This window comes from Paenibacillus sp. FSL L8-0638 (genome assembly GCF_038593075.1).
GTDB lineage: Bacteria > Bacillota > Bacilli > Paenibacillales > Paenibacillaceae > Paenibacillus > Paenibacillus polymyxa_D.
Genome location: NZ_CP151960.1, coordinates 1,151,370 through 1,174,925, shown reverse-complemented (window position 1 = coordinate 1,174,925; position 23,556 = coordinate 1,151,370). Strand labels below are relative to the sequence as shown.

The window sequence follows — 23,556 nt, the reverse complement described above, 5'->3', positions numbered from 1 at the left end:
TTTAACCAGCAAATTGGAGACTCCGGTTGCAGGAATTAACAAATATACAAAAAAAGCATTCCAGTCACGGTCACACTTACCGGACGGGAACGCCTTTTCGGTTATTTCGGCAGCTCAGCCGGATAATACTGCAGCCAGCGCCTTAAATCCGCGCTATGAATGACACGCTTGGGATCTTCACCGACTAGGCGAAGCCGCTCCAGCAGGAAGTTGATTTCACCGGAGCCTGCCGCGATTCCTTCCTGCTCCAGCATATATTGAACTGCACTTCTGCCCGAATGCTTGCCGAGTACGAACGAATGGTCAGTGCCCAGCTCGGTCGGATCAAGGGCCTGGTAGGCGGCGCGCTCCTTTAGCAGACCGTTGATATGTATGCCGGATTCATGGGCGAATACCATGTCTCCCACAATGGGCTTGCCTTCGGGAATGATTCGGTTGGAGGCTTGGGACACCAGTGCAGCCAGCGGGTTCAGCAGTTCGGGACGGACGCTGCAGGTTCCTTGATATAGGTCCCTCCACGACATCACCACCTCTTCCAGCGCCGTATTACCTGCCCTTTCCCCAAGCCCCGACACCGTGGTACTGGCCCAGACAGCTCCCGCCTGCAAAGCTGCCAAAGTATTGGCAAGCGCCAGGCCATAATCATTATGACAGTGAATCTCAAGCTCCACATCCTGCGGCACGCGCGATACAAACCTGTCTATACGGGCAGCTATGGCAGCAGGATGATGAACGGACAGCGTGTCGGCATATCTAAAGCGCCGGATACCATCTCTGTAGAGCTGATTCGCCAACTGCTCGAGGAACAGGTCATCTGCCCTTGAAGCATCCTCAAAGCCTACGGAAATAGTCATTCCTTTACACTGACCGTAATCGACAGACTTGCGGATCAGCTCCGTCACCTGCTCAGGATTCATACCCAGCTTGGCCTTCATCTGCACCGTCGACACGGGAACCGAAATATGGGCCCAGCCGACACCTGTCGATTCAGTTGCATCAATATCTGTGAATACCGCGCGATTCCAGGTCATTAACTTCATCTGAAGTCCGAGAGCAGCAATCCTGGCAATAGACCTGCACTCCGCCTTTCCCATTGCCGGAATTCCGATCTCAGCCTGCTCCACCCCCGCCGAGTCCAGCATGATGGCAATTTCAGTTTTTTCCTCGGCTGAAAAGGCAACGCCCGGAGCCTGTTCTCCGTCACGAAGTGTTGTATCACAAATATGCAACCGACTCATCTGTATCCCCTCCCGTTCCGCAGCACGGACAACGCGGGTTGCGTTTGACTGCTATGGTGCAGCTACTCATATCCAGCACATTCATACGGTACATGCGGTCAGTGAACAGATTGCCCGCATCTGTAATCCATTTGACCGCTTCCAGTGCAGCCATGCAGCCAATCAAGCCGGAGGTGGCTCCCAGGACCGGGAATCCCAAAGGTTCCCAAGGCTGTCCGCCTTCCGGGTAAAGACATTCCAGGCATGCCGTCTTACCGGGATCAATGGTCATCAATGATACTTCATAGGCGTACATGGCCGCTTCTATCATTGGTCTGCCATGTCGAACACATAGTCTGTTCAGCGCATATCTTTCCGGAAAGTCATATCGTGCATCAATCACGATATCCGCCGCTTCTACCCATGGCCCAGAGGATTCTTCCGTGATTCTGTGGGCGTGGCCCTCAAGCTCCGTCTCCGGATTGATACGATGCAAATGCTGTAATGCCGTCTCCATCCGTTCCTCCCCGATTCGTCCGCTGTCCATCAGCACCTGCCGGTTCATATCGGGCAGATGGATTACGCCCTCATGGGCCAATATCAGCTTTCCCACTCCAGCAGCGGCTAGGTACATGGCCGCTGTCCCCCCCAATCCTCCGATGCCTGCAACCATAACAGTAGCCTGCTTTAGCCTGTTCTGACCTTCTACTCCCAACAGCTTCAACTGGCGTCCGTATCTACTGTCTTCCAGCAGCTGTACCATTCGTCCACCCCCTCCATGTGCGGCTCCCGCCTTTAAGATATTCGGTCCGCAGGATCTTGATAACTTATAGGGTTGCTCTTCCTTACAGGAGAGCTCATGATTCGGCTTTGCCGCTGCCCTCCTCAGCATGCAGGATTTTGGCAAGCCACATGGGCGGATTGCGAGCCAGCATATTCTGGAGACGCTGGACCTGCTCCTCAATGGTGCTACCGAAGGCCACCTTCACAGGCATAATGGTCCGTTTGGTAACCTGTGCGGCGGCCGAAGCGCCAATCTGTACCAGGAAGATCAAGGTACAATCCTCAATCAGGCCAATTCGGCTGGCGATCTTACCTGCCTCGTTCTCATCGCTCCCCAGGGCTATCCGCCGATGCTCCAGGAACTGGACGCCTGAGTGCCGGATTTCAAATACAGTGAACATAGGACTCTGCCCAAAATGAGCATTCACAAGCACGCCGTCTTCCGTCGCAAATGCAACCTTCATCCTCCCCTCCCCCTCTCGGCAAGCAATACATTGCCCACCTTATTCACCCACTCCATGGTTCCACGGTATCCGACGCTTACGGATGTGTGGGCGCCTAGCTCGTCATACACCGGCAAGCCTGCCGGTACGAATGAGGCCCCAGCCCGTGCCGCTCCCTTTCTTCCATGTGAATTGCTGATCCACAAATCAACACCCTGCGCGCTCTCCTCTGCATCATCCAGGTCACCGGCCCAGACTTCCCGTTCTGTCTTTTGCAGTGCGGGCGTGCTGCAGGGTGTAATTAGCCGCTTCAGTTCCACTCCCATCTCCTCCAGCCAGGCTGCAGTCGACAGCATATGATCCGGTTCTAGCGCCACTACAGCCGAAGCACCGGAATAATAGAAATGGGCATCCAGCATGCTGTCCAACAGATTTTCACGCTGCCAACGGAAGCGAACGGGGGCTGGCTCGCGGCTGATTTTCTGCAAAAAATGTATGAACGCATCGCTCGCGGCCAAGCCAGACAGACCAGCGAACAAGTGGTAGGGAATGCCTGCGGCATGAGTCAGCCTGCGCGCCGGCCGCTCCATGCTCGCGCCAATGGCAATGGTACAGGAAGACTCCAGCATCTGGCAGGCTGAATCCAGCGGAGTCCCCCCTCTTGTCAAAGGGGAGAAGCCTGTCAGCAGGTGACCGGACAAGGAAGTGGAGATATCGGGGAGCGTAATAACCTCCAGGCCGAAGGAAGCGATAATATCCTTGATTTCCATGACATCTCCGGCAGTCAGATGAGAAGCCGGCAGCAGATTGACCTGCGTCCGGCGCTGTTTTTTGGGAGACTTACCTCCGGCCAACCCGAGTACGGCATCCATTAGCGACTCTACTGTACTGCTATAGCCCGTCTCCAGAGAGCCGTGAAAATCAGGCAGCGATACAGAAAACAGCAGACTGTCCTTCAAGGCCCGTTCTCGCTTGAACGCCTTTACCCTGGACTGAAAATCAACGCCTGCCACCTCGGTGAGGGCTGTGCTGATGACGCCGATGACATCTGGATGGTGTTTGGACCAGATATGATCCAATGCCTCCTCCAGATTCCGGTCTGCATCAAATATAACGTCCATCTCTTGCAGTGCAGAGGTCTGAACGGCTATCGGCTCTCGAAAATGGCGAGTCAGCAGCGCCTTGGAGAAGGCCGAGCAGCCCTGAGCGCCGTGCAGCAGAGGCATTGAGCGATACATCCCCTGCAGAGCCAGCACGCCCCCCAAAGGCTGTCCTACCTTGAGCGGGTTGATACTGACAGGCTTCGTGGCGGATTTAATCGGCAAATTCCGTCTCCTCCTCCCATGGAGCTGGTTTGGCGGTCAGCTCCCACACCGGATGCTGCAGCGTATGCACAAGCTGTTTCGCCAGAGACAACAGCCCGTCATAGCCCGCATAGGCTTTGTGCCGCTCCTGATTGATGTCCACAAAAGGAATCTGTTCCTTAAGCGCCATATACATATTCCGGCCCCCGGCAATGACCATGTCTGCCTTGCGGCTCCGTACGGTTTTGAGAATCTGCCGGGCACCGCCTTCCGGGATGTATTCCGCATCATCCCCGATACGGTCAGCAATCCGGGATACATCCTCGGCAGTGCTCTTGTTCGTGCCTACACCTACCACCTTTATGCCCAGCTCCTGCAAAGCCGTAATGACAGACCAGCTCTTTACACCCCCGGTATAGAGCACTGCCCGCTTTCCCTTCAACTGCTTGCGATAAGGCTCCAGCTCCAGCGATAGCCTCATTTCCTCCCGTGCGACCAGCTTATCCACCCGTCGCTCTACATCACGATCTCCGGTCAGGTAAGCCATCTGGCGCAAGGAATAACTCGTCTCCTTTGCTCCATAAAATGAACCTTCAAAATAAGGAATGCCGTATTTACGCTCCATTTGGACTGCTAGGCCCAGCAAAGCTCGGCTGCATACGACCATGTTGGCCTTGGCACGATGCGCCCATCCCACCTCACGGAACCGACCGTCCCCGGTAATTCGGGACAGGATAGTCATTCCCGTCTGCTGCATCAGCCGCTCGATATGCCACATCTCGCCCGCAATATTGTATTCCCCGATGAGATTGATATCATGGGAGGTTGTCTGTTCCGGCTCGGTACTGCCGATAATATGCTGGAACAATACATCTCCGGCCAGCCGAGTCCCGAGATTCTTACTGCCCACAAATCCCGGACTGTTCACCGGAATGATCGGCGTCCCCAGCCGCTCCGATTCAGCCTTGCAGACCCCCTCGATATCTTCACCGGTGAGGGCTGTGACGCATGTGGTATAGACGAATACAGCGGGAGGAGCAAAACGGCTGACAATGTAGCGGATCGATTCATGCAGCTTCTGTTCACTACCAAAAATGATATCCTGTTCTCCAAGATCAGTAGTGAAGCCATACGCCGACAGCCCCGGGCCGCTGGACAGGCTGCCTCTGCTCTCCCAGCTATTGCCGAGACACGCAATCGGCCCGTGCACCAGATGAGCCGCATCTGCAATGGGGATCAGTGTAATCTGGGCCCCGTCAAAGGAGCAGCCACCCGAAGCCTCCCCCGGCACAGGCCGGGGACAGGGCGTGCTTTTGGGAATTTTGTTGCCGCAGGATACCTCCAGCCTTCCGTTAGACACAGCCGGCTCCATCCGCACACCCCCTTATTTCAGATAGAATCCATTGAAATCACAAGCCAAGCTGCCAACTTCCATCTACGCGATACAGCAATTAGCGCACCAAATCAAAGCTATGATCCGGAGCCTGCTCTTCCATGACATCCAGTACGGTATTCACGAATTGGGTAAGCAGATTCAGCGTACCCTGGTAGCCGATAATCGGATAACGATGTAGATGATGCCTGTCGAAGATCGGAAAGCCCACACGGAGCAAAGGAATTTTCGCCTCTTTCGCCGCAAACTTCAGATGGGAACTGCCAATAGCCAGGTCCACCGGGTCCTGGAACAGCAGCGAACGCATATGCCACAAATCCTGACCAGAATGAACCGTGGCTTCTGCACCGTAAGGGCTGGACTTCAGCAGAAGCTCTGCTTCCTTCTCAAATTTCCGGTCTCCATTGGAGCAAACAATATGCACCGGCTCCATGCCCAGCTCTAGACAAAAGCCAATCAGGCCGATGAGTATGTCCGGGTCTCCTGCCATAGCCACTCGTTTGCCGTGCAGATAAGCATGCGAATCCATCATGGCATCCACAACTCGAGCACGCTCCTGCTTCAATGCCTCGGGTATTTCTCTTCCGGACAGGCGGCTAATCTCCTCAAGCAAGCGATCTGTGGCCCGGATACCCAGCGGTGTGGAGATGGAGAACATCTGCTGCCCCCAGGTTTGCTTCATATAACCTAATGTTTTACGAAGAGAGTACTGCTGGATCGCCAACGTGCCGGCAGCATCTGCGGCCTTGGGCACATCCTCAAGCGGCGTTCCCCCGTAATAGTAGCTGTACTCTCCAGTAGCTCCTGAATCAAAATTACTGCTGTGGTCACCCAAAATGGTATACGTAGCGCCGAACATCCCCAGTATGCGCCGCATTTCCGCAAAATTTCCCGTATACCCGTCAAACCCGAGCAGTACATTCAGCTTCAATTCATGACCAGGCTGCGGCGTCCGGCCTGACTTGTTATACAGCGTCTCCAGCACAGAGCGCAGCATGGCATCATAGCCTGTAATATGTGAACCGGAGAAGCTGGGGGTATTGGCAAAAGGAACTGGCATATCCTCGGGAAGGGCTCCCTCCTGACGGGCATTAGCCAGGAAGGCAGACAGGTCATCTCCGATCACCTCTGCCATACAGGTCGTGCATACCGCAATCATCTCCGGCTGATACAAGGCAATACAGTTCTCTATACCGTCAATGAGGTTGCGCATGCCGCCGAATACGGCGGCATCCTCGGTCATCGAGGTGGAGACGGCAGGAACAGGCTCCTTGAAGTGGCGGGCAAGATGGCTGCGGAAATAAGCCGTACAGCCCTGTGAGCCATGAATGAACGGGAGCGTTTTTTCGAAGCCCAGTGCAGCCATGACCGCTCCCAGCGGCTGACAAGCCTTGGCCGGGTTCACGACTACGGCTGTGCGGGCGAAATTCTTGTCCTTGTATTCCTTGGTCTTGGTGTACTCCAGGGTGTCGGTAACCTCCTCTGGCGAACAAGGGGCCTCGAAGGCTCGTTTCTCCTCACGCTGGCGCACATATTTATCCTGCCGAAACAGCTGATTGTGATCGACAATATTCAGACGCTCGCTCATACCGACACCTCCGCAGTCTGCCGGGACGGCAGCAGGCTCCAAACTGGACTGTTTATGGTCATATCCATATCACGTGCAAAAATCTGGAAGCCGTCAAAACCATGATAAGGCCCGCTGTAATCCCAGGAGTGCATTTGACGGAAGGGAATGCCCATTTTGTGATACACGTATTTCTCCTTGACTCCGGCGCCCATTAAGTCAATATTCAGCCGCTGGGCCAGTTCCTCCAGCTCATAGGCAGTTGGATCATCGTACAGAATAGTGCCTTCCTTTACATCGGGAAATGTCTTCTCGTAATCATCCTTATGGGCAAATTCGTAGCCTGTAGCCACAATTTCCATCCCCAGATCCTCATAGGCACCGATGGTATGCCTTGCCCGCAACCCGCCAATCAGAAGCATCACCTTTTTACCTTCCAGACGTGGGCGGTATTTACGGATGACTGCCTCCATCTGCGGCATATATTGGGCGATGACCTGCTCACATTTTTCCTGAATCGTTTCGTCAAAACGAGCTGCAATCGCCCTTAAGCTCTCCACTGTCTTGGTCGGGCCAAAGAAGTTATATTCCATCCAGGGAATTCCGTATTCCTGCTCCATCGTTGTGCACATATAATTCATGGAACGATGACAATGGATCAGATTGAGCTTGGATTTGTGCGCAATCCCCAGCTCATTGATCGTACCGTCACCCGACCACTGCGCTATGACCCGCAGTCCCATTTCCTCCAGCAAAATACGCGAAGCCCAGGCATCACCGCCGATATTGTAGTCTCCGATAATGGAGACATCATAAGGCCCGCACCCCTTCAGTTCGCGGCGCCCCATCAGAAAATCGCGGATAGCATCATTAGCAATGTGATGGCCCAGAGACTGACTCACCCCGCGAAAGCCCTCACAGCGTACGGGAATGACCGGAATGCCCAGCTCCTCTGTCATCTTCTTGGCCACAGCCCCGATATCATCACCAATCAGTCCGACCGGACATTCAGATTGCACGGAGATGCCCTTAGCCAGCGGAAACATCTCTTTAATTTCCCTACAGATCACCTCTAGCTTCTTATCTCCGCCGAACACGATATCCTTTTCCTGAAAATTGCTTGTAATCTGCATGGCGGTAAAATTATCGATTCCCAATATCCCATTCGCATAATTACGTCGAGTACCCCAACTGTATTGTCCGCAGCCGATGGGACCATGGCTAATGTGCACCATGTCTTTAATCGGGCCCCATACCACACCCTTGGACCCTGCATAAGCACAGCCCCTTGCTGTCATGACGCCGGGTCGTGATTTCATGTTGGACTTGATGGAACAGGTCCCGCAGTTCACAAGCTCCTCATCCGCGATCTCAAAATGCTTGGTCCGGTCCTTCTTGGCCTTCTTGGGATATACCTCCAGTATCTCCTCTACGATCTGCTTACCCTTATCCACAATACTGCTCATTTGACCTATTCCTCCCTCCTGCGAGCTACGCGTTCAGCTCCTCCCATCATCACACGATGGTTCCGTCATTAAGCCTTCTGGCTGTAGCCTACTGCCCGGACGCCTCAGCTTTGTTAATTGCGGTTTCTTCATCCTCAATAATGCCGAATTCCATCAACAGATCCTCCAACTCTTCCATGGAAATAGGGGTGGGAACCGTTAGCATGTCATTATTCAAAATCTTACCTGCCAGCTCTTCATACTCCGCAGCCTGCTTATGTTCCGGGTTATATTGGGTAACAGTCATACGGCGCAGCTCAGCGTGCTGGACAACATTATCACGCGGCAAAAAGTGGATCATCTGCGTGTTCAGTCTTCTTGCAAGCTCTGTAATCAATTCCGCTTCCAGGTCCGTATTCCGGCTGTTGCAGATTAAGCCGCCCAAACGCACCCCACCGCTGTTGGCATACTTCAAGATCCCGCGTGCAATATTGTTGGCAGCGTACATAGCCATCATCTCGCCTGAGCATACGATGTAGATTTCCTGCGCCTTCTTCTCCCGGATCGGCATGGCGAAGCCCCCGCACACGACGTCCCCCAGTACATCGTAGGATACGAAATCCAGCCCTTCGTAGGCCCCCTCTTCCTCCAGAAAATTAATGGCCGTGATGATGCCGCGCCCTGCACAGCCGACACCAGGCTCCGGCCCACCGCATTCCACGTTCAGAATGTCACCGAAGCCCTTCTGGACAACGTCCTCCAATTCCAGGTCCTCCACCGTACCCCTTTCAGCCGCCAGATGCAGCACAGTCTGTTGGGCCTTCGTATTCAAAATAAGACGGGTGGAGTCTGCCTTGGGATCACAGCCTACGATCATAATTTTTTGTTTGAATTTGGTCGCGAGTTGAGCCAGTGTATTCTGCGAGGTTGTCGATTTGCCGATACCGCCTTTACCGTAAAACGCAATTTGTCTCATATTTTCTCAGCCTCCAAAATGTTCAATGGGTAAATCCGAATGACTGCCCTTAACTCCCTTATTACGCTGACTTCCCTTATTGCTCTGCACAGGATACATATAACGTAGAAATTTTACATATTCCAGAACGGATTCCTCAATATCCCCGCCGCATACAATAGGCAGCACGCCAGCTTCCTGCAATGCCTCTTTGGGGGCCTCGCCTATGCCGGCCGACAGCAGCAATGCACAGTCATGCACCATGGAAAGGATCTCCTTCATCGTCTCGGCCTTGTCTCCATTGCAATCGGCTTTCCCGTGGCAGTAGGATTGCACCTTACGAATGCCTATGAAATTTACGATAATCCCGTCGCTTTCATAGATCATAAATTCCTTGGCACGGCCGAAATGCTGATTCACCTTCCCTCCGCCACGACTGGCCACAGCGATTAGGACTGGCTTTGAGGTAAAGCTCACTTCAGGCTTATCCCCAGATAACGGGCAGCTACATCCAGCCCCGGTTGACGGTTGTTTGGGGTGCGATTGTCCCTCCTTGCGTTCCATTCTCACTCTCACCTTCTCATCCAGTTCTTTCTGAAATTGTGCCCTTGCCTCTTCATCCATGGGAGGAGCAGCCGCAATGTTCTCCCATGTAAAATCCTGATTGCGATCCTCGCCCAGCAGTCCAATCGCATCCGCCCTGCACTGACGGCAATGGCGCATAATGACAGCTCCCGCTTCAGCACATTTCTCCTGCAGCTGCCGGACCAGGCGGGGACGGGGGGCACGCATCCCTTCCTGCTCATATCGGCTACCAGGTGCGATGATGAGCGGCATAATGTTGTGCAGCACTGCGCCGTGCTCCTTGACCACCCTGGCTACCTCCGGCAGATGGGCATCATTGACTTCGGGAATCAGCACCGAGTTCACCTTGCACAATACGCCTCTCGAAGCCAGCATCTTCAAGCCTGCCAGCTGGCGGTCAATCAACAGCCGTGCGGCCTCCTCTCCTGCATAGCGTTTTCCTTCATCGTAGACCCATCCATAAATACGGCTCCCCACCACTGGATCTACAGCATTGATCGTGATCGTGACATGCGAAATGCCCAGATCTACAATCCTGTCGACATGCCTGATCAAGGTAAGGCCATTCGTGCTGAGACAGAATATGACATCCTTAACTGTCTCACGGACCCGGCGGAAGGTATCGAAGGTTGCCTCCGCATTGGCCAGCGGATCTCCAGGTCCCGCAATGCCGACAACGGACAGCTGCATCAGCTGTGCCGCTACGCCATAGGTCTTGCTCGCCGCCTGCTCCGGCGTAAGCAGTTCACTAACAACGCCGGGACGGCTTTCATTGACGCAATCGAATTTGCGGTTGCAATAATGGCACTGAATATTGCATGCCGGGGCTACTGGAAGATGAATGCGCGCAAAATAGCGATGTGCCTCTTCGTTATAACAGGGATGTCGTCTGAGAGTTTCTAATGCTAAGGGGGTTTCCGAGAGATCAGCTAAAGAGTCCATTCATTCCCTCCTCTATACGTTATATTCCCTTACATAATTCTCTATTCTGTCTGGAATATAATTACATCTTAGAGACAGAAACAAATACAGTCAATTCACTTCTCCATGAAATCTCTGACATTTATCCTCATTTCACATATGCGTCAAATTTCACGTTAGGTAAGATATCACAACCTTCACATGTGTGCGGTTACATTTTATATTCTCAATAACATCAAGACGTAAAAAAAGAGAGTCCGTTAAGACGGCTCTCTTTCTGAAATAAGATATTCAAATTTGCTCGACCCTTACATGTTGATAAAATGCCTGCCCTCCAAATACATTCACACCCAAATGCCCCTCGGTAAATGTAGCATCTTCCAGATCGATGACCTGCTCACCGTCTACATCAATGCGAATGCGCAGGCCCTCCGCTACAATTTTAATATGATGAAACATTTCCGGCAAAACGAATCTTGGAACCTTGGCAAGCACCTGCTGATCCTCGAAACGTCCGTCTTTTTTATAAAACAGACGGATGGATTTCAGATTGGGATCCAAATTCAGATAATAGCCACTCGATCCGTCAGCATTGGCGCGAAAAATCATGGAGCCCGCACTTCCATTTCCATGTAGCTTCACATCTGCCTCATACGTGAAACATTCTGCCCGCTCAGCAGCCATATAATTCGCATCACTGTTATAGCTTCCGCGTATCCCATCCGCTGTCACGATCCACCGCGATGCGGGAACATCCGGCTTCCAACCTGTAAGGTTGGTATGAAACACCCCACCGTGCACCTTAACCAAGGTACTGCCGCGAACTATATCCTCTGAATCGGAAGCCGTAACAACAGCTTCTCCTGGGGCAACCGCCTCCATTAGCACGCTACCGTCCTCGGACATGGTGATCTTTGCAATCTCAGGATGGTTGGAGACCCAAATCAGCGAGTTTTCTTTTTCTCCAGACTCATTCTCCACACTCGCGTACAGGCGCTTCGTCTGCTCCCTCTCAAGCTCAACATAAGCGTGATCCATGATCACTCTGGTGGACGAAGCATCTGGTAGCCTCCAGCTGTTCCGCAAGGCATAAACATGGAGGGAAACAACTTTGACCACACCACCCTGACTGTAAAAGCTCATCCCTCTTCGCGCCGAATCGGGCAAAATTATCTCCGAAAAGACGACCTCTCCATCATTCCCAAACACCTCAACCGAGGATTCGTCCACAAATATGCGCATTTGGATTCGATTTTCGATAGGTGCAAGTGATGCTTTATGAATCGTTGAAAACAGAGTAGAGAAATCAGTAAACCCTGAATCAGCACGATTTACAAACATTTGTTGCACGTCTGTTTTATAACCGACTGCCGTTTTTTGCTCACCACCCTCCCGTACGTAAAACCCGAATGTCGAAGCAGCCCCAACGGAAGGCAGTTCAAATTCCGCTTCAATTTCATACGCACCTGCATTCAAACTTTCCAGTATATTCGGAGAAGATTCCGTGACACTTTGATTTTCTATCGAAAATAAAAGGGAACGCAGTAAAGCCATCTCGGATATCGGATGCTGTATCAAACAAATGCCTTCACGGGTTGTTTTTAGCGATAACTCTCTTGGGATGCTAAACTGTCCCTTCCAGGGAGAAGTCGGAAAGCTGAACGGATAGTCCCAATTCGTCATCCATGCCAACATGATACGCCGCCCGTCGGGTACATTGGAGAAGGTCATCGAGGCGTAGAATTCTTTGCCCCAATCGGTTTTCAACACTTTCCCCGGTGAATGATCATTTTGAAATTTGCCATCAGGCGTCAGTTCACCGATAAAATATTCCGCATCTGAGCCTTGAGTGTTCGTACTGGCTCCAGTGCTAATCATCAGCACCCATTTAGAGGTTCCACCATCATCTACCGGAAGTCGAAATAGATCCGGGCATTCCCATACTCCACCACGTATATAATCACCATAGCCAAAGTTATCCGTCCAGCGCCAATCTATTAGGTTGGTGGAGGTGAAAAAACGGATATGATCGCCTCCCGACACGACCATAATCCAGCGCTGATAGGCTTCATCCCACACTACTTTCGGATCACGGAAATCCCAATTGCCAGGATCGTTTTCACTTTGACCCGGGTTCTCTATTACAATTGGACGGTCTGTCGGGTATTGCCATGTCCGTCCTCGGTCTGTGCTGTAAGCAAGGCCGATTCTCTGGTTTCCCTTGGGCTGATCGGGATTAAAGGAAGTATAATAAGCAATCAGCCCTTTCCCGCCATAGTCGCCGAACAAGCCGGAAGTATTGGTTAGATCGGCTACAGCCGAGCCGGACCAGATATGACCAAGATCATTCCACTTCAATGCAAACGGAAGCCTTTTCCAATCCAGCAAATTCAGACTGACCGCATGTGCCCATTGTCCACCATCCTGATGGAACAGGTGGTACTCCCCCTCGAAATAAACCAATCCGTTCGGATCGCTGGCTGAACCTCTGGCAGGGGAATAATGATACTGCGGGCGATATTTTTCTGTGTAGTAATTCGAGACAGGGGTAAGGTAGAAATCCTGAAAATAAGCGATTCCCCCGCTCACTTTCAAGCCTGTAAATCCGTTGGTATTGTTGCTATCCATAATATCAATTGCCGCAGGCGTATAGCCATCTACAAACACCTGAATCCGCTCTCCATGAGCGATGATTTCCAAGTGGTGTTTGCCGCTGAACCCACCCGGATATGTCTGCGCCGACCTTGTCATCAACGTTCCGTCCGCCTTCTTCAGTTGTACGCGAACCTGATTGCCTTCGCCTTGCACAGAAGCAACATATCCATTCTCCCCATCCTGACTCCCTCTAAAAAATAGTCCTGCTTCCATTTCCGGTTCAGAAGGATTCAGCGTCACACTGCCTTCCAGCACCAGGTCAGCAACTGCGGGGCCATATATTTGCAATGCACCCTCTGTACTCACACCCTCCGCCCTTAGCCCCCGCAGGTCAGGTTGCCATTTCCCACGGATCAGGAACGGTTCGCTTACATTCGTATCCATATCACTGACTTGAATATTCTGAAATAACGCCGATCCATTCCAGACATTCAGCCCCAAATATCCTGATGTATACGTCGTATCGAACACATCTATAATCGAGTTATATCCCTCATCCCAGAACACTTTAAGACGGGAGCCTTCTACGCTCACCTTGAGATGATAAATATCTCCCTTTTTTAAATTGACCCGACGTTCCTCTTTTAGTTTTTCAATATCCCCGGCAGCATCCCGCAGCCGCAACAATCCGGCAGTCGGCACGATCTGGAGCATATAGGAAGACCCCCCGTCCTCACTGGAACGGAATACTAGCGTAACAGCCGCCTGTGTGTCTGTGACCATCACATCCGCCTCAAAAGTAAAATCCTGAGACGTTGTTCCAGACATGGCCATCACATTTTTCTGTGGCTCCGACCTCAGCAAAAGTCCCTGGATGTTATCCTCTATGTGCCCCTGCCCTTTAATCTGCCAGTCCGTCAGATTCGTTCGAGTGGTCGGGAACTCCTGCTTCACAGCCCACCCTCCAAAGCATAAAGCTCCAGCGAAAATAACGTCACCTGCTCTTCCGCTGTGAATATATCAAGACCCTTAGATTGTGCATCAGGAAATATTAAATCGGTAATCACCACCTGCCCGTGGTTAAAAAACACTTCAATGGACGAACGATCCACATACATATGAAGGTCCAATCGGTTTTCTGCCGTTTCCAGTGGGACTGCGTGTCTCCCTGCAAAGTCCTCATGAAAATTCGAACAGCCTGACCGTGTCCGGTCCACATATACTTCCTGTGTTTTGGAAGCATAGCCGACGAGCGTCTCTTGTTCGTCAGATACCCGCACTTTAAAACCGAAGTCTCTATCGGTCGCAAATTTAGCTACAATTTCGTAGCAATCCAGTTGCAAGGCAGAAAATGCGTTCCGCACTTCCTCCAAAGATGGCCCTTTCAGGGATAGGACAGGAGTCCTCAATCCTTCCAGCTCCCGAACAGGATGCTGAATAAGGGCAACTTTGCCGTTTCTCGTTTCCAGCGCGAGTTCTCTCGGAATAGACATGGCCCCTCTCCAGCGTTCAGTCGGTGTCAGGTTGGCATATCTCCAGTTACTCATCCATCCAATAAACAGGCGCCGTCCGTCCTCCACTGGGATACCTGACCAGCACACACCTGCGTAGTTATCTCTGCCATGGTCGAGCCAGCGGACCTTTCCGCTATCCTTATCCGCCACAAATGTCGTGCCATCAAATTCACCTGTAAAATATTGTGTTCTAGACCCTTCTCGAATCTCTGGAGTATCGCCAATACTTACGAGCATGACCCACTTCACCCGTGTTGGCTCTCCATCAACATAAAGCGGAAATAAATCCGGGCATTCCCACACTGCGTCATGGCTACCTATACCAAGCCCAAATTCACTAGCAAAGGCCCATTCCTTCAAATTAGGAGAATGATAGATTCGAACCGTCTGACCACAAGCCAGCACCATCACCCACTGCTCTGTAGGCTTATGCCAAAATACTTTGGGGTCCCGAAAATCAATACAATGCTCATCCTCCAACACCGGGTTGCCTGTGTATTTAATCCAGCTCTTACCTGAATCAGTACTGTAGGCAAGACTCTGTGACTGCCGTATCTGATCCGTGTCTGGAAGCGAACCATGATGAGTGAAAATAGCGACCAAACCCGGTTTACCTCCAAAAAATCCAGATGTATCCTGCTCATCCACCACGGCACTTCCCGAAAAAATCATCCCTTGCTCATCTGGCTCCAAAGCAATCGGCTGCTCCTCCCAGGTCACCAAATCAGTGCTGACAGCATGCCCCCAATGCATAGGTCCCCATGTTGTGCCAAATGGGTGATGCTGATAAAACAAATGATAACGCCCTTCAAAATAAACCATTCCGTTCGGATCATTCAGCCATCCGCTTTTCGGTGAAAAGTGATAGGATGGACGGTATTCATCTTGTCTAATCACGTTCATACACTCCAGCTCCCTCAATATAGAATCATTTACTTGCGTTTCTGTCATAGCCCGCCTGTTTGATTTGCAACCATTCCTGTAGCCCCAGACTGTCCAGCTCCTGCAAATATTCCGGCCACTCCTCTTCGACCTTGCCATTCTGGTACCATTCCGTACGTTTTCGGAGAACATAGGCAAATAGATCAGTTTCAATGGTCGATAAGCGGTCCAGCTCATCTATGGAGAAAAACACTTTGGGATAATTATGATCCGCCTGCATATGAGGAACCATCACCTTTTTGAGCAGACCCAGTCTCCATGTGGCATCTTCCGGCTGCGTGGTGTATTTTCCGTAGTATTCATCCAATACAGCTAACGGCCCGCCAATGTTCGTCTTTTGTCTGATTTCCACCGGAGCTGATCCTTCCAGCGGTAAATGCTTCAGCATTCCTTTTGTCGTATCATACTCAAAGATATTTTTCTGCTTGGTATCCCCGTAAGTTCCCCAATTGTTCTGTATGGACTGGATCGGATCATAGAGCTGGTCAATCCACTTGGCGGTAGCTTCCAACTTCTTATTAGTACTGGTGATCACCATGCGACCCCGATCGAAGCCAATGCCATTGGACCGTGTGACATTTACATGTCCATCCGGGCCAGCCAGTGGCGGCATGAGGTCATATTTTTTATTCATGCCTGTAATATTCGCTTTATCCCATGTAAAGTACAGGCCATAGCGGTGATCCTTCCCTTTGGCCAGATACGTGTTCCAATCCTGCTGGGAGGATTCAATATCCACCAGCCCTTCCTTGTATAAATCATGAATATATTTGACTGCGTCCTTATATCCGTTATCCGCTGCCGTAAATACGACTTTTCCATCGTTGGTCACTACTGTATGATCCCAGTTCTCTCCAAGACCAAAGGCACCATATAAAAAGGCTAAGTCCTCGCCGCCGGGTTTATCTATAAACGATAACGGAATCTCGTCCGCCTGCCCGTTGCCGTTGGGATCTTTTGTTTTAAAAGCAATCAAGACCTGCTTCAGCTCTTCGGTCGTTTTTGGCATGGACAACCCCAGCTTCTTCAGCCACTCCACATTAATCCACGGCAAATCATCCACGGACTGGATCGCCTCTTTTCCCGTCCCCAATTCTTCAATCCACGGAAAGGAGTAAATATGTCCATCCGGCGCAGTCAACATCGCTTTATATTCCGGTGATTGCTCCAGCACCTTTTTAAAATTCGGCATATGCTGTTCAATCAAATCCTCTACCGGAATAATGACACCGTCTTTGGCCAGCTTGAGCAGATCATAGTCGGAGTACCCCGCATCAAACACTGCATCCGGCAGATCTCCGCTAGCAATAGCCAGATTTCTTTTTTCAACAAACTGGTCACTGGTAAAGTTCTTCCAACGAATATGAATGCCCGTTTTTTCTTCCAGCCGTTTGTTAATCAGCTTGTCGTTCGGGTCTGCCGGAGCGAGTGGAGAGCTTTGAGTTAAAAAGTTGAGCGTTACTTTTCCATTCACATCTGTTGATTCGTTCTCATTAGAGGAACTGCTGCTGCCGCAGCCGGAAAGAACCAAGATCGCCGCCAGTGCGGCAAATGAGGCAGTTTTGACTGTTTTCATCTGGATGACCTCCATGGAATAAAGTAAAGAAGCATGTTGCGTATGATAAGTGCAGCCCTGTTATTTTAAGGAGCCGACCATAACGCCTTTCTCAAAATACTTTTGGAAAAAGGGATACATCACAAGCAGAGGAAGACTGGAGATGACAATAGAAGAATATTTGATCATTTCCGAAAGTCGTTTTAGCTCTGCCATTGCTAATTGATCACTAATCATGCCTGGCATCGTCTGATTCTGGATCAGGATAGATCTCAGTACCAATTGAAGCGGATGCAGTTGTGGATTATCCAAATAGATCATGGCGTCGAAATACGAATTCCACTGACCAACAAAGGCATATAACGCAATGACAAAAATAATCGGCTTGGACAGTGGCAGCACAATTCTGAAAAATATCGTCCAGTCTGAAGCCCCGTCCACGTTGGCAGCTTCTTTTAATTCATTCGGAACGCCTTTGAAAAAGGTTCGTGCCAAAATCAGATCCCACACGTTGATTGCACCGGGAAGAAGGATAGCCCATACGGTATCCAGCATCCCTAAATTTTTGACCAGCAGGTAGGTTGGAATCAGTCCTCCACTGAAAAACATAGTGATGATAAACAATGTCATGAAGAAATTCCGTCCCACCAGGCTGTTCACCGATAAGGCGTAACCGGCGCAAATCGAAACCGTTACGGAGATCAGAGCAAAGCATGAAGAATAGAACACCGAATTGGCAAATCCACGGAGCATCGCCGGGTTGGACAAAATTTTTCGATAGCCCTCCACACTCCAATCCGAAATACGAAAAGATAACCCTTTACTTAACAAAACGGTCGGGTCCATAAACGAGGCAATGACGATATAACCCAAGGGAACTACGATAATTAAAACGGCCAGAGTGAGCACAATGTAATTCACGCCTAGGATGAAGCGATCCAGATTGGAATGTTTGACTTGCATATAGAGGCTCCTTTCCTAATAAAGCCCTTCTCCCTCATTGAGCTTCTTAACGATAAAATTAACGGTCAGCAGCAGCACTACGTTGATCGCGGAATTGAATAGCCCGACCGCCGCAGAATAGGCGTAATTGCCAGATTGCAAGCCGACTTTATACACGTAGGTAGGAATGATTTCAGAAGTAGGCAAATTCATGGATGTCTGCATGAGATACGCCTTCTCAAATCCAATCGACATGATCCCTCCTGCTGCGAGAATAAAAACAATCGCCATAATCGGTTTAATCGTCGGTAAATCAATATGCCAAATGCGCTGGAGCAGATTAGCCCCGTCCAGACTTGCTGCATTATGCAGCTCAGGGTCCACATTCGCGAGCGCCGCTACATAAATGATTGATGACCACCCCGCCCCCTGCCAAATTCCAGACAGGATATAAATCCAGCGGAAATATTCAGGTTCTGTCATAAAGATCACAGGGTTGCCTGTCACCGACGCAATGATTTGATTTAGCGGCCCCGTCGGAGACAAGAAAATAAACAACATCCCCACAATAACAACGACAGAGATAAAATTAGGTGCGTACAATACAAGCTGGATATTCTTTTTCAATCCCGCTTTGCGGATTTGGTTCAGCATGACTGCCAACAGGATCGGTACAGGAAAGCCCAGCAAAAGGCCATAGAAGCTCAGCTTCAGCGTATTGAAGAAAATATCCGTAAAATTTGGTGAGTTCAAAAATTTAGCAAAGTATTTCAGCCCGACCCAGTCGCTTCCCCAGATCCCTTTGAGCGGGCTAAAATCCTTGAACGCAATAATCGCCCCATACATCGGGACATATTTGAAAAGAATCGTAAGAATTAGTGCAGGTGCCAGCAGTACATAAAGAAAGTAGTTCTTGTGAATATAGTCTAATTTACTGCGAATGGACCTTTGCTCCCCCAGTTTGGCATTCCTTTGAGCTACCTTAGCCAAGTTTGCCATTTGCATTCCCCCAATCTGTAATCAACGTCTGTGCACCAAATATGAAAAGGCTTACAATTTTCATCTTCAATTTACCAAATCGAAATATCATCCGTCAACAACTTTTGTAAAATAATTTATTTACATTTGACCAAAAATAATTGTTGTTAATCTATATTTTTGTAACAATAAATGATAATATCCATAGCTCATACTCCAACTTTAAAAGTTAGTCATTGACAATGACGGTTTTCGCTTCACCAATACATAATTACAAAAGTAAAAATAACTTAGTCATTTGTAATGTTAACATTGCTATTTTATGCGAACTATTATACATTTAGGATACATTTTAGGTTTGAACGGAGAGCCGTAAGAGGAAATTGTACCTCTCAGGCAATCCATTTATTAGTGAAGGTGGAACCTGTCTATGAAGAAAGAAAAAGTCACCATTCAGGACATTGCTGACGCTTTGGGAATCTCCCGAAATACCGCGTCCAAAGCGATTAACGGTAGTGATAGCATCCCGGTTGATACTCGGAACAAGGTCATTAAAAAAGCGATAGAACTTAAATATAAGCAATTTGCCTATGTGGAAACGGAGAGCATCATCCCGAAAAATCAAGGTAACATTGCCCTGGTCACATGCAATCTGCCGAACAGCTCACATTTTGGCTCCTTGCTCATCAGTGGTCTGGAGAAAAGAATAAGCGCAGAAGGGTATAATCTGTCGATCCATATTGTGCGGGAAAATGAAATCCATGCCGGAACACTTCCTAACAATTTTGAAGCCTCCAAGGTGGATGGAATTATTTGTATTGAAATGTTTGATCCACAATATACTGAACTCATTACGGATTTGGGACTGCCCACGATCTTTATTGATTGTTCTGTGGACATTTCTTACCCTGATTTGAAAGCGGATTTATTGTTGATGGAAAATGAACATAGCGTTTATTCTGTCACCAAAAGCCTGATTCATCGTGGATTTACGCGGATCGGGTTTGCCGGGGATTATAAGCATTGCAAAAGCTTCAACGAGCGGTGGGTTGGATATAACAGAGCTTTAATCGAAGCAGGTCTAAATGTGGATTTATCTTGCTGTATCGTCGATCAGGACCGAAATTTTTTCTCCGAATCGGATTGGATGGATAAACAATTGGAAGGCATGAGCGTGTTACCGTCTGCGTTCGTGTGCGCCAATGATTTTATTGCCGTCAGTGTCATGAAAGCGCTCAAAAATAAAAACTTGAAAATTCCTGACGATATTGCCGTGTTTGGGTTTGATAACGCTCCTGAATCCCGGATTGTGGAACCCCATTTATCCACCGTGCATATCTACAACAACGAAATGGGCATTACGGCGGCTGAGATGCTACTGGCGCGGGTCAAAAATCCATCCCGACCTTATCAGATCACGCATATTAGAACAGAGCCGATATTTAGAGAATCCACTCCAGTGTTACAAATAGAAAAATGAAAAAGGTGTTCTGACGACGCTCCGCGAACGGAACGTTGCTCCAATCGCTGTTGTATCCGGATTTTATTAAATAGCCTAGTGGTAAAAATCCAGATACAAAGGCGACCGCTGACGCTTTTTCGCAATCGTTCCGTCCTCTCCGCTACTTTCAGCAGATTTGCTATTTTAGAGATGTTCTAAAACCAGAAATGCCGGCCTTGGATAGAGTCGTCTATACTCTTAAACTTAAGAATACAAAAAGGCAAGCCTCTAAAAATCAGAGGCTTGCCTTTTTTCTAAATCCATTAACTAATCTATACGCCGAAATAGAATCTTAGTCTTCAGCTAGTCGTTTATCAATCCTCTGCTGAAACTACAGGAACTACTGGAGCTGCTGACTCTCCCTCTATTTCCTTTGCTCCCATTTCCGTTTCATCGATGCTCGTTTCATCGATGCTCGTTTCTTCAACTTTCATTTCATCGACTTCTTTTTCATCTACCTCCGTTGCCTTTGTCTTATCCACCTCCGTTGCCTCTACTTCGTCGATGCTACCTTCCTCAATCAAGGCTTTTGGCGTGTAGAGTTTGGGAATCGGCACATTTGCCCAATCCATGTCGGATGCAAAGTAAAAGCTTGTGTAGGACGGCTGGTTATAGCCGGTATTTTGACGCGCCACATCCGCACGATACTGCGGATCATGCATCAACGTGTACAATTTATGCGTTGTAGGCTCGGTGCTCAAATAGATACGAATCGCTGAGCTATCCGCTGTACGGACAAGCATTTCCTCGCGCCAATCTCCGAAAATGTCAGCGACCAACGATGGCGTTCCTTTGGTATAATTGTTCGTTTTGGTGCCTGATGCGGTTAGTAATGTACCTCGTTTCCAATCCTCAATGGTTGGGGTTACATCAATTGCGCCGTTTACGATTTGTGTGGTCATATCAGCTGCCCATTTGATACTCATATTGGTACCCGGCATCTTCGTATCCAGTTGTTTGCCCGCTGCGGTCCATAGGCCTATGGCCCAGGTCTCCAGACCTCGCTGATCCGGGTCTATGTCACCGACCATTCCCCGACCTGTATCCTTGCCGGAATATGCGCCGTAAATGATTTCACCTGTTTTGGCATCCCGCAAAGAATAGCCATATGGAGCGTAAGTGCCACCTTCATGTACCATAAAGATTTCTTTGCCGGGGCGATCCGGGTCAATATCGGTTACATGCAGTGCATCGCCGTGCCCCAATCTGGCGGTTTGACCCGGAGTTGCACTTTCAGGAGGCATGACATCAAATGAGCTGTACAACAGGCTGCCATCATGGTCAATCGTGGCGGAACCGTATACGATTTCGTCCTTGCCGTCACCGTCCACATCCACCACGCTCAAAGAATGCGCTCCCTGTGTGGTCAAGGTGCCAAATTTCGGGTCCGTTCCATCACGCCCGTGCGGACTATCGTTAAATGGATTGGTCATTGGTGTCCAGCCACTGTCCACCATCCAATGTTTTTGGAGATGGCGGCCATCCCATGTGTAGGTGGCCAAAGTGGAACGCGTATAATAGCCACGTGCAAATACGGCATACGGCTTGCGGCCGTCCAGATAGGCCACACCTGCCAGGAAGCGGTCTACACGGTTGGCGGGTTCAATTCGAGCCATGGCGTAGTCTCCCCACATGAGGCCATCGTCATGACGCTCCGGCTCATAGCGGATGGTATCCAGCTCAGCACCCGTTTTCCCCTTGAAAATCGTTAAATACTCCGGTCCATCGACAATAAAGCCCTCGAACTCTCTCAGCTTGTTTTTGTCGCTCCGCGCAGGCGCGTATACATCCATAAAGTAGTCCGTCAGGCTTTCCGCATCCTTTCGGGATAACGGGTAATTGTATTTCGGAGCGATGCCAAAGCATTCCTCCAGCGTAGCAGGCCATTTTCCCTTGACCACTTCTTCATGCTTCGTCCAGTTCATGAACATGTTCACCACATGCTTATAATAATCCGAGCGACTCAAACGGTAATCATCCTCATGTGTAATCCCTGCTTTGCGATCCTCACGTGGTAGAGTAATATACTTTTCTTTTTTCGGCTTGCCCTTCTTATCAAAAGAAATTGTTTTGGTCCCTGGAGCCGTTTTGAACATCAGCTCGGCTTTACCATCGCCGTCAAAATCGTACACCATCATTTGTGTATAATGCGCACCTGATCGAATATTCACGCCTAGGTCGATCCGGTACAACAGCTTGCCTTCGGCCGTATACGCATCAACATACGTATTTCCGGTATACCCCTTCTGAGATACATCTTTGGAGTTCGACGGGTCCCATTTTACAAAAAACTCATATTGCCCGTCTCCATCCACATCCCCCACACTCATATCGTTGGCCGAATAAGTATAGGCTTCACCTGCCGGGGTTACTCCATCAGCAGGCTTTTGGAGAGGAAGCTCATAGTAACCCTGCTGCCATGGCTTCACTTTAGCGCTACGATCCTTTTCCCGCCCATTAACGACTGAAGCTACTCTGTATACTGATTTACCATTCCCTTCCTTATCCACATAGTTGGTACTGTTGGTCACTGTCGCAATCTTCTTACCGTCACGGTATACGTTGAAGTCCGCTCCTGTCAGCCCCGTTGAACCGTAACCGTTCACTTCTTGAGCCAATAACCGCCAGCTTAAAAATACCCCCTCCTGCGTCACCGCAGCTACCAGTCCGCGATCCAGCTTTTCCAGCTGAATGCTACCGCTACGGTTCTGTTCAACTGCAATGGCTGATTCCGCCTGTAGTGTCGGTTCGGACAAATCTTCCGCAGCCACTCCTCCAGTCGTGCCCGTCATCGCCAGCATCGCTGCCAGCGCAGCGGTCAAGGTTCCCTTTCGCCATGCGCCTTTCCTTTGAGCCATTCAAGTCGTCCTCCTCAATTGTATTGTGATGACAAGCAAGTACGTCAAAATGATTGCG

General features: G+C 49.9%; 16 protein-coding genes. 1 reads left to right on the top strand and 15 read right to left on the bottom strand.

Going from position 1 to position 23,556, the window contains the following annotated elements:
* Window positions 1-101 precede the first annotated feature (101 nt).
* The 14 genes from MKY35_RS05260 to MKY35_RS05195 form a co-directional block, all read right to left on the bottom strand.
* Window positions 102-1,238: a homocysteine methyltransferase gene (locus tag MKY35_RS05260; protein WP_322251209.1), complete on the bottom strand. Its 1,137-nt coding sequence runs from the start codon at window positions 1,236-1,238 to the stop codon at window positions 102-104.
* Entirely contained in the window at window positions 1,216-1,980 is a 765-nt protein-coding gene (locus tag MKY35_RS05255) for a HesA/MoeB/ThiF family protein (protein WP_342445798.1), read from the bottom strand. Before MKY35_RS05255 ends, MKY35_RS05260 begins: the two co-directional genes overlap by 23 nt.
* Window positions 1,981-2,074: 94 nt before the next feature.
* Window positions 2,075-2,464, bottom strand: coding sequence for a NifB/NifX family molybdenum-iron cluster-binding protein (locus MKY35_RS05250; protein ID WP_069010336.1), 390 nt, complete (start codon window positions 2,462-2,464; stop codon window positions 2,075-2,077).
* Complete coding sequence (gene nifN, locus MKY35_RS05245) at window positions 2,461-3,768, bottom strand: nitrogenase iron-molybdenum cofactor biosynthesis protein NifN (protein WP_342445797.1); 1,308 nt, start codon at window positions 3,766-3,768, stop codon at window positions 2,461-2,463. Before nifN ends, MKY35_RS05250 begins: the two co-directional genes overlap by 4 nt.
* Window positions 3,758-5,119, bottom strand: a complete 1,362-nt coding sequence (gene nifE, locus MKY35_RS05240) for a nitrogenase iron-molybdenum cofactor biosynthesis protein NifE (RefSeq protein WP_342445796.1) — start codon at window positions 5,117-5,119, stop codon at window positions 3,758-3,760. Before nifE ends, nifN begins: the two co-directional genes overlap by 11 nt.
* A gap of 79 nt (window positions 5,120-5,198) precedes the next feature.
* Window positions 5,199-6,728, bottom strand: coding sequence for a nitrogenase molybdenum-iron protein subunit beta (nifK, locus tag MKY35_RS05235; protein ID WP_342445795.1), 1,530 nt, complete (start codon window positions 6,726-6,728; stop codon window positions 5,199-5,201).
* Window positions 6,725-8,173 (bottom strand): nitrogenase molybdenum-iron protein alpha chain, encoded by a 1,449-nt coding sequence (gene nifD / locus MKY35_RS05230; RefSeq protein WP_342445794.1) that lies wholly within the window; start codon window positions 8,171-8,173, stop codon window positions 6,725-6,727. Before nifD ends, nifK begins: the two co-directional genes overlap by 4 nt.
* Before the next feature lie 88 nt (window positions 8,174-8,261).
* Window positions 8,262-9,128: a nitrogenase iron protein gene (gene nifH, locus MKY35_RS05225; RefSeq protein WP_025683102.1), complete on the bottom strand. Its 867-nt coding sequence runs from the start codon at window positions 9,126-9,128 to the stop codon at window positions 8,262-8,264.
* Window positions 9,129-9,134: 6 nt separating this feature from the next.
* Window positions 9,135-10,634, bottom strand: a complete 1,500-nt coding sequence (nifB, locus tag MKY35_RS05220; protein WP_342445793.1) for a nitrogenase cofactor biosynthesis protein NifB — start codon at window positions 10,632-10,634, stop codon at window positions 9,135-9,137.
* 270 nt (window positions 10,635-10,904) lie between these two features.
* Complete coding sequence (locus MKY35_RS05215) at window positions 10,905-14,162, bottom strand: GH32 C-terminal domain-containing protein (RefSeq protein WP_342445792.1); 3,258 nt, start codon at window positions 14,160-14,162, stop codon at window positions 10,905-10,907.
* Window positions 14,159-15,625 (bottom strand): glycoside hydrolase family 32 protein, encoded by a 1,467-nt coding sequence (locus MKY35_RS05210; RefSeq protein WP_342445791.1) that lies wholly within the window; start codon window positions 15,623-15,625, stop codon window positions 14,159-14,161. Before MKY35_RS05210 ends, MKY35_RS05215 begins: the two co-directional genes overlap by 4 nt.
* A 25-nt stretch (window positions 15,626-15,650) precedes the next feature.
* On the bottom strand, window positions 15,651-17,240 hold the full coding sequence (locus tag MKY35_RS05205) for an ABC transporter substrate-binding protein (protein WP_342445790.1): 1,590 nt from the start codon (window positions 17,238-17,240) through the stop codon (window positions 15,651-15,653).
* Window positions 17,241-17,300: 60 nt separating this feature from the next.
* The gene (locus MKY35_RS05200) at window positions 17,301-18,182 is read right to left on the bottom strand and encodes a carbohydrate ABC transporter permease (protein WP_322251200.1); all 882 of its coding nucleotides are present in this window, start codon (window positions 18,180-18,182) and stop codon (window positions 17,301-17,303) included.
* Window positions 18,183-18,197: 15 nt separating this feature from the next.
* The gene (locus MKY35_RS05195) at window positions 18,198-19,160 is read right to left on the bottom strand and encodes an ABC transporter permease subunit (RefSeq protein WP_342445789.1); all 963 of its coding nucleotides are present in this window, start codon (window positions 19,158-19,160) and stop codon (window positions 18,198-18,200) included.
* 409 nt (window positions 19,161-19,569) lie between these two features.
* Here MKY35_RS05195 and MKY35_RS05190 point away from each other — a divergent pair, with 409 nt between their 5' ends.
* Window positions 19,570-20,619, top strand: coding sequence for a substrate-binding domain-containing protein (locus tag MKY35_RS05190; RefSeq protein WP_342445788.1), 1,050 nt, complete (start codon window positions 19,570-19,572; stop codon window positions 20,617-20,619).
* Window positions 20,620-20,954: 335 nt separating this feature from the next.
* Here MKY35_RS05190 and MKY35_RS05185 read toward each other — a convergent pair whose 3' ends face one another.
* Complete coding sequence (locus MKY35_RS05185) at window positions 20,955-23,498, bottom strand: rhamnogalacturonan lyase (protein WP_342445787.1); 2,544 nt, start codon at window positions 23,496-23,498, stop codon at window positions 20,955-20,957.
* Window positions 23,499-23,556 lie beyond the last annotated feature (58 nt).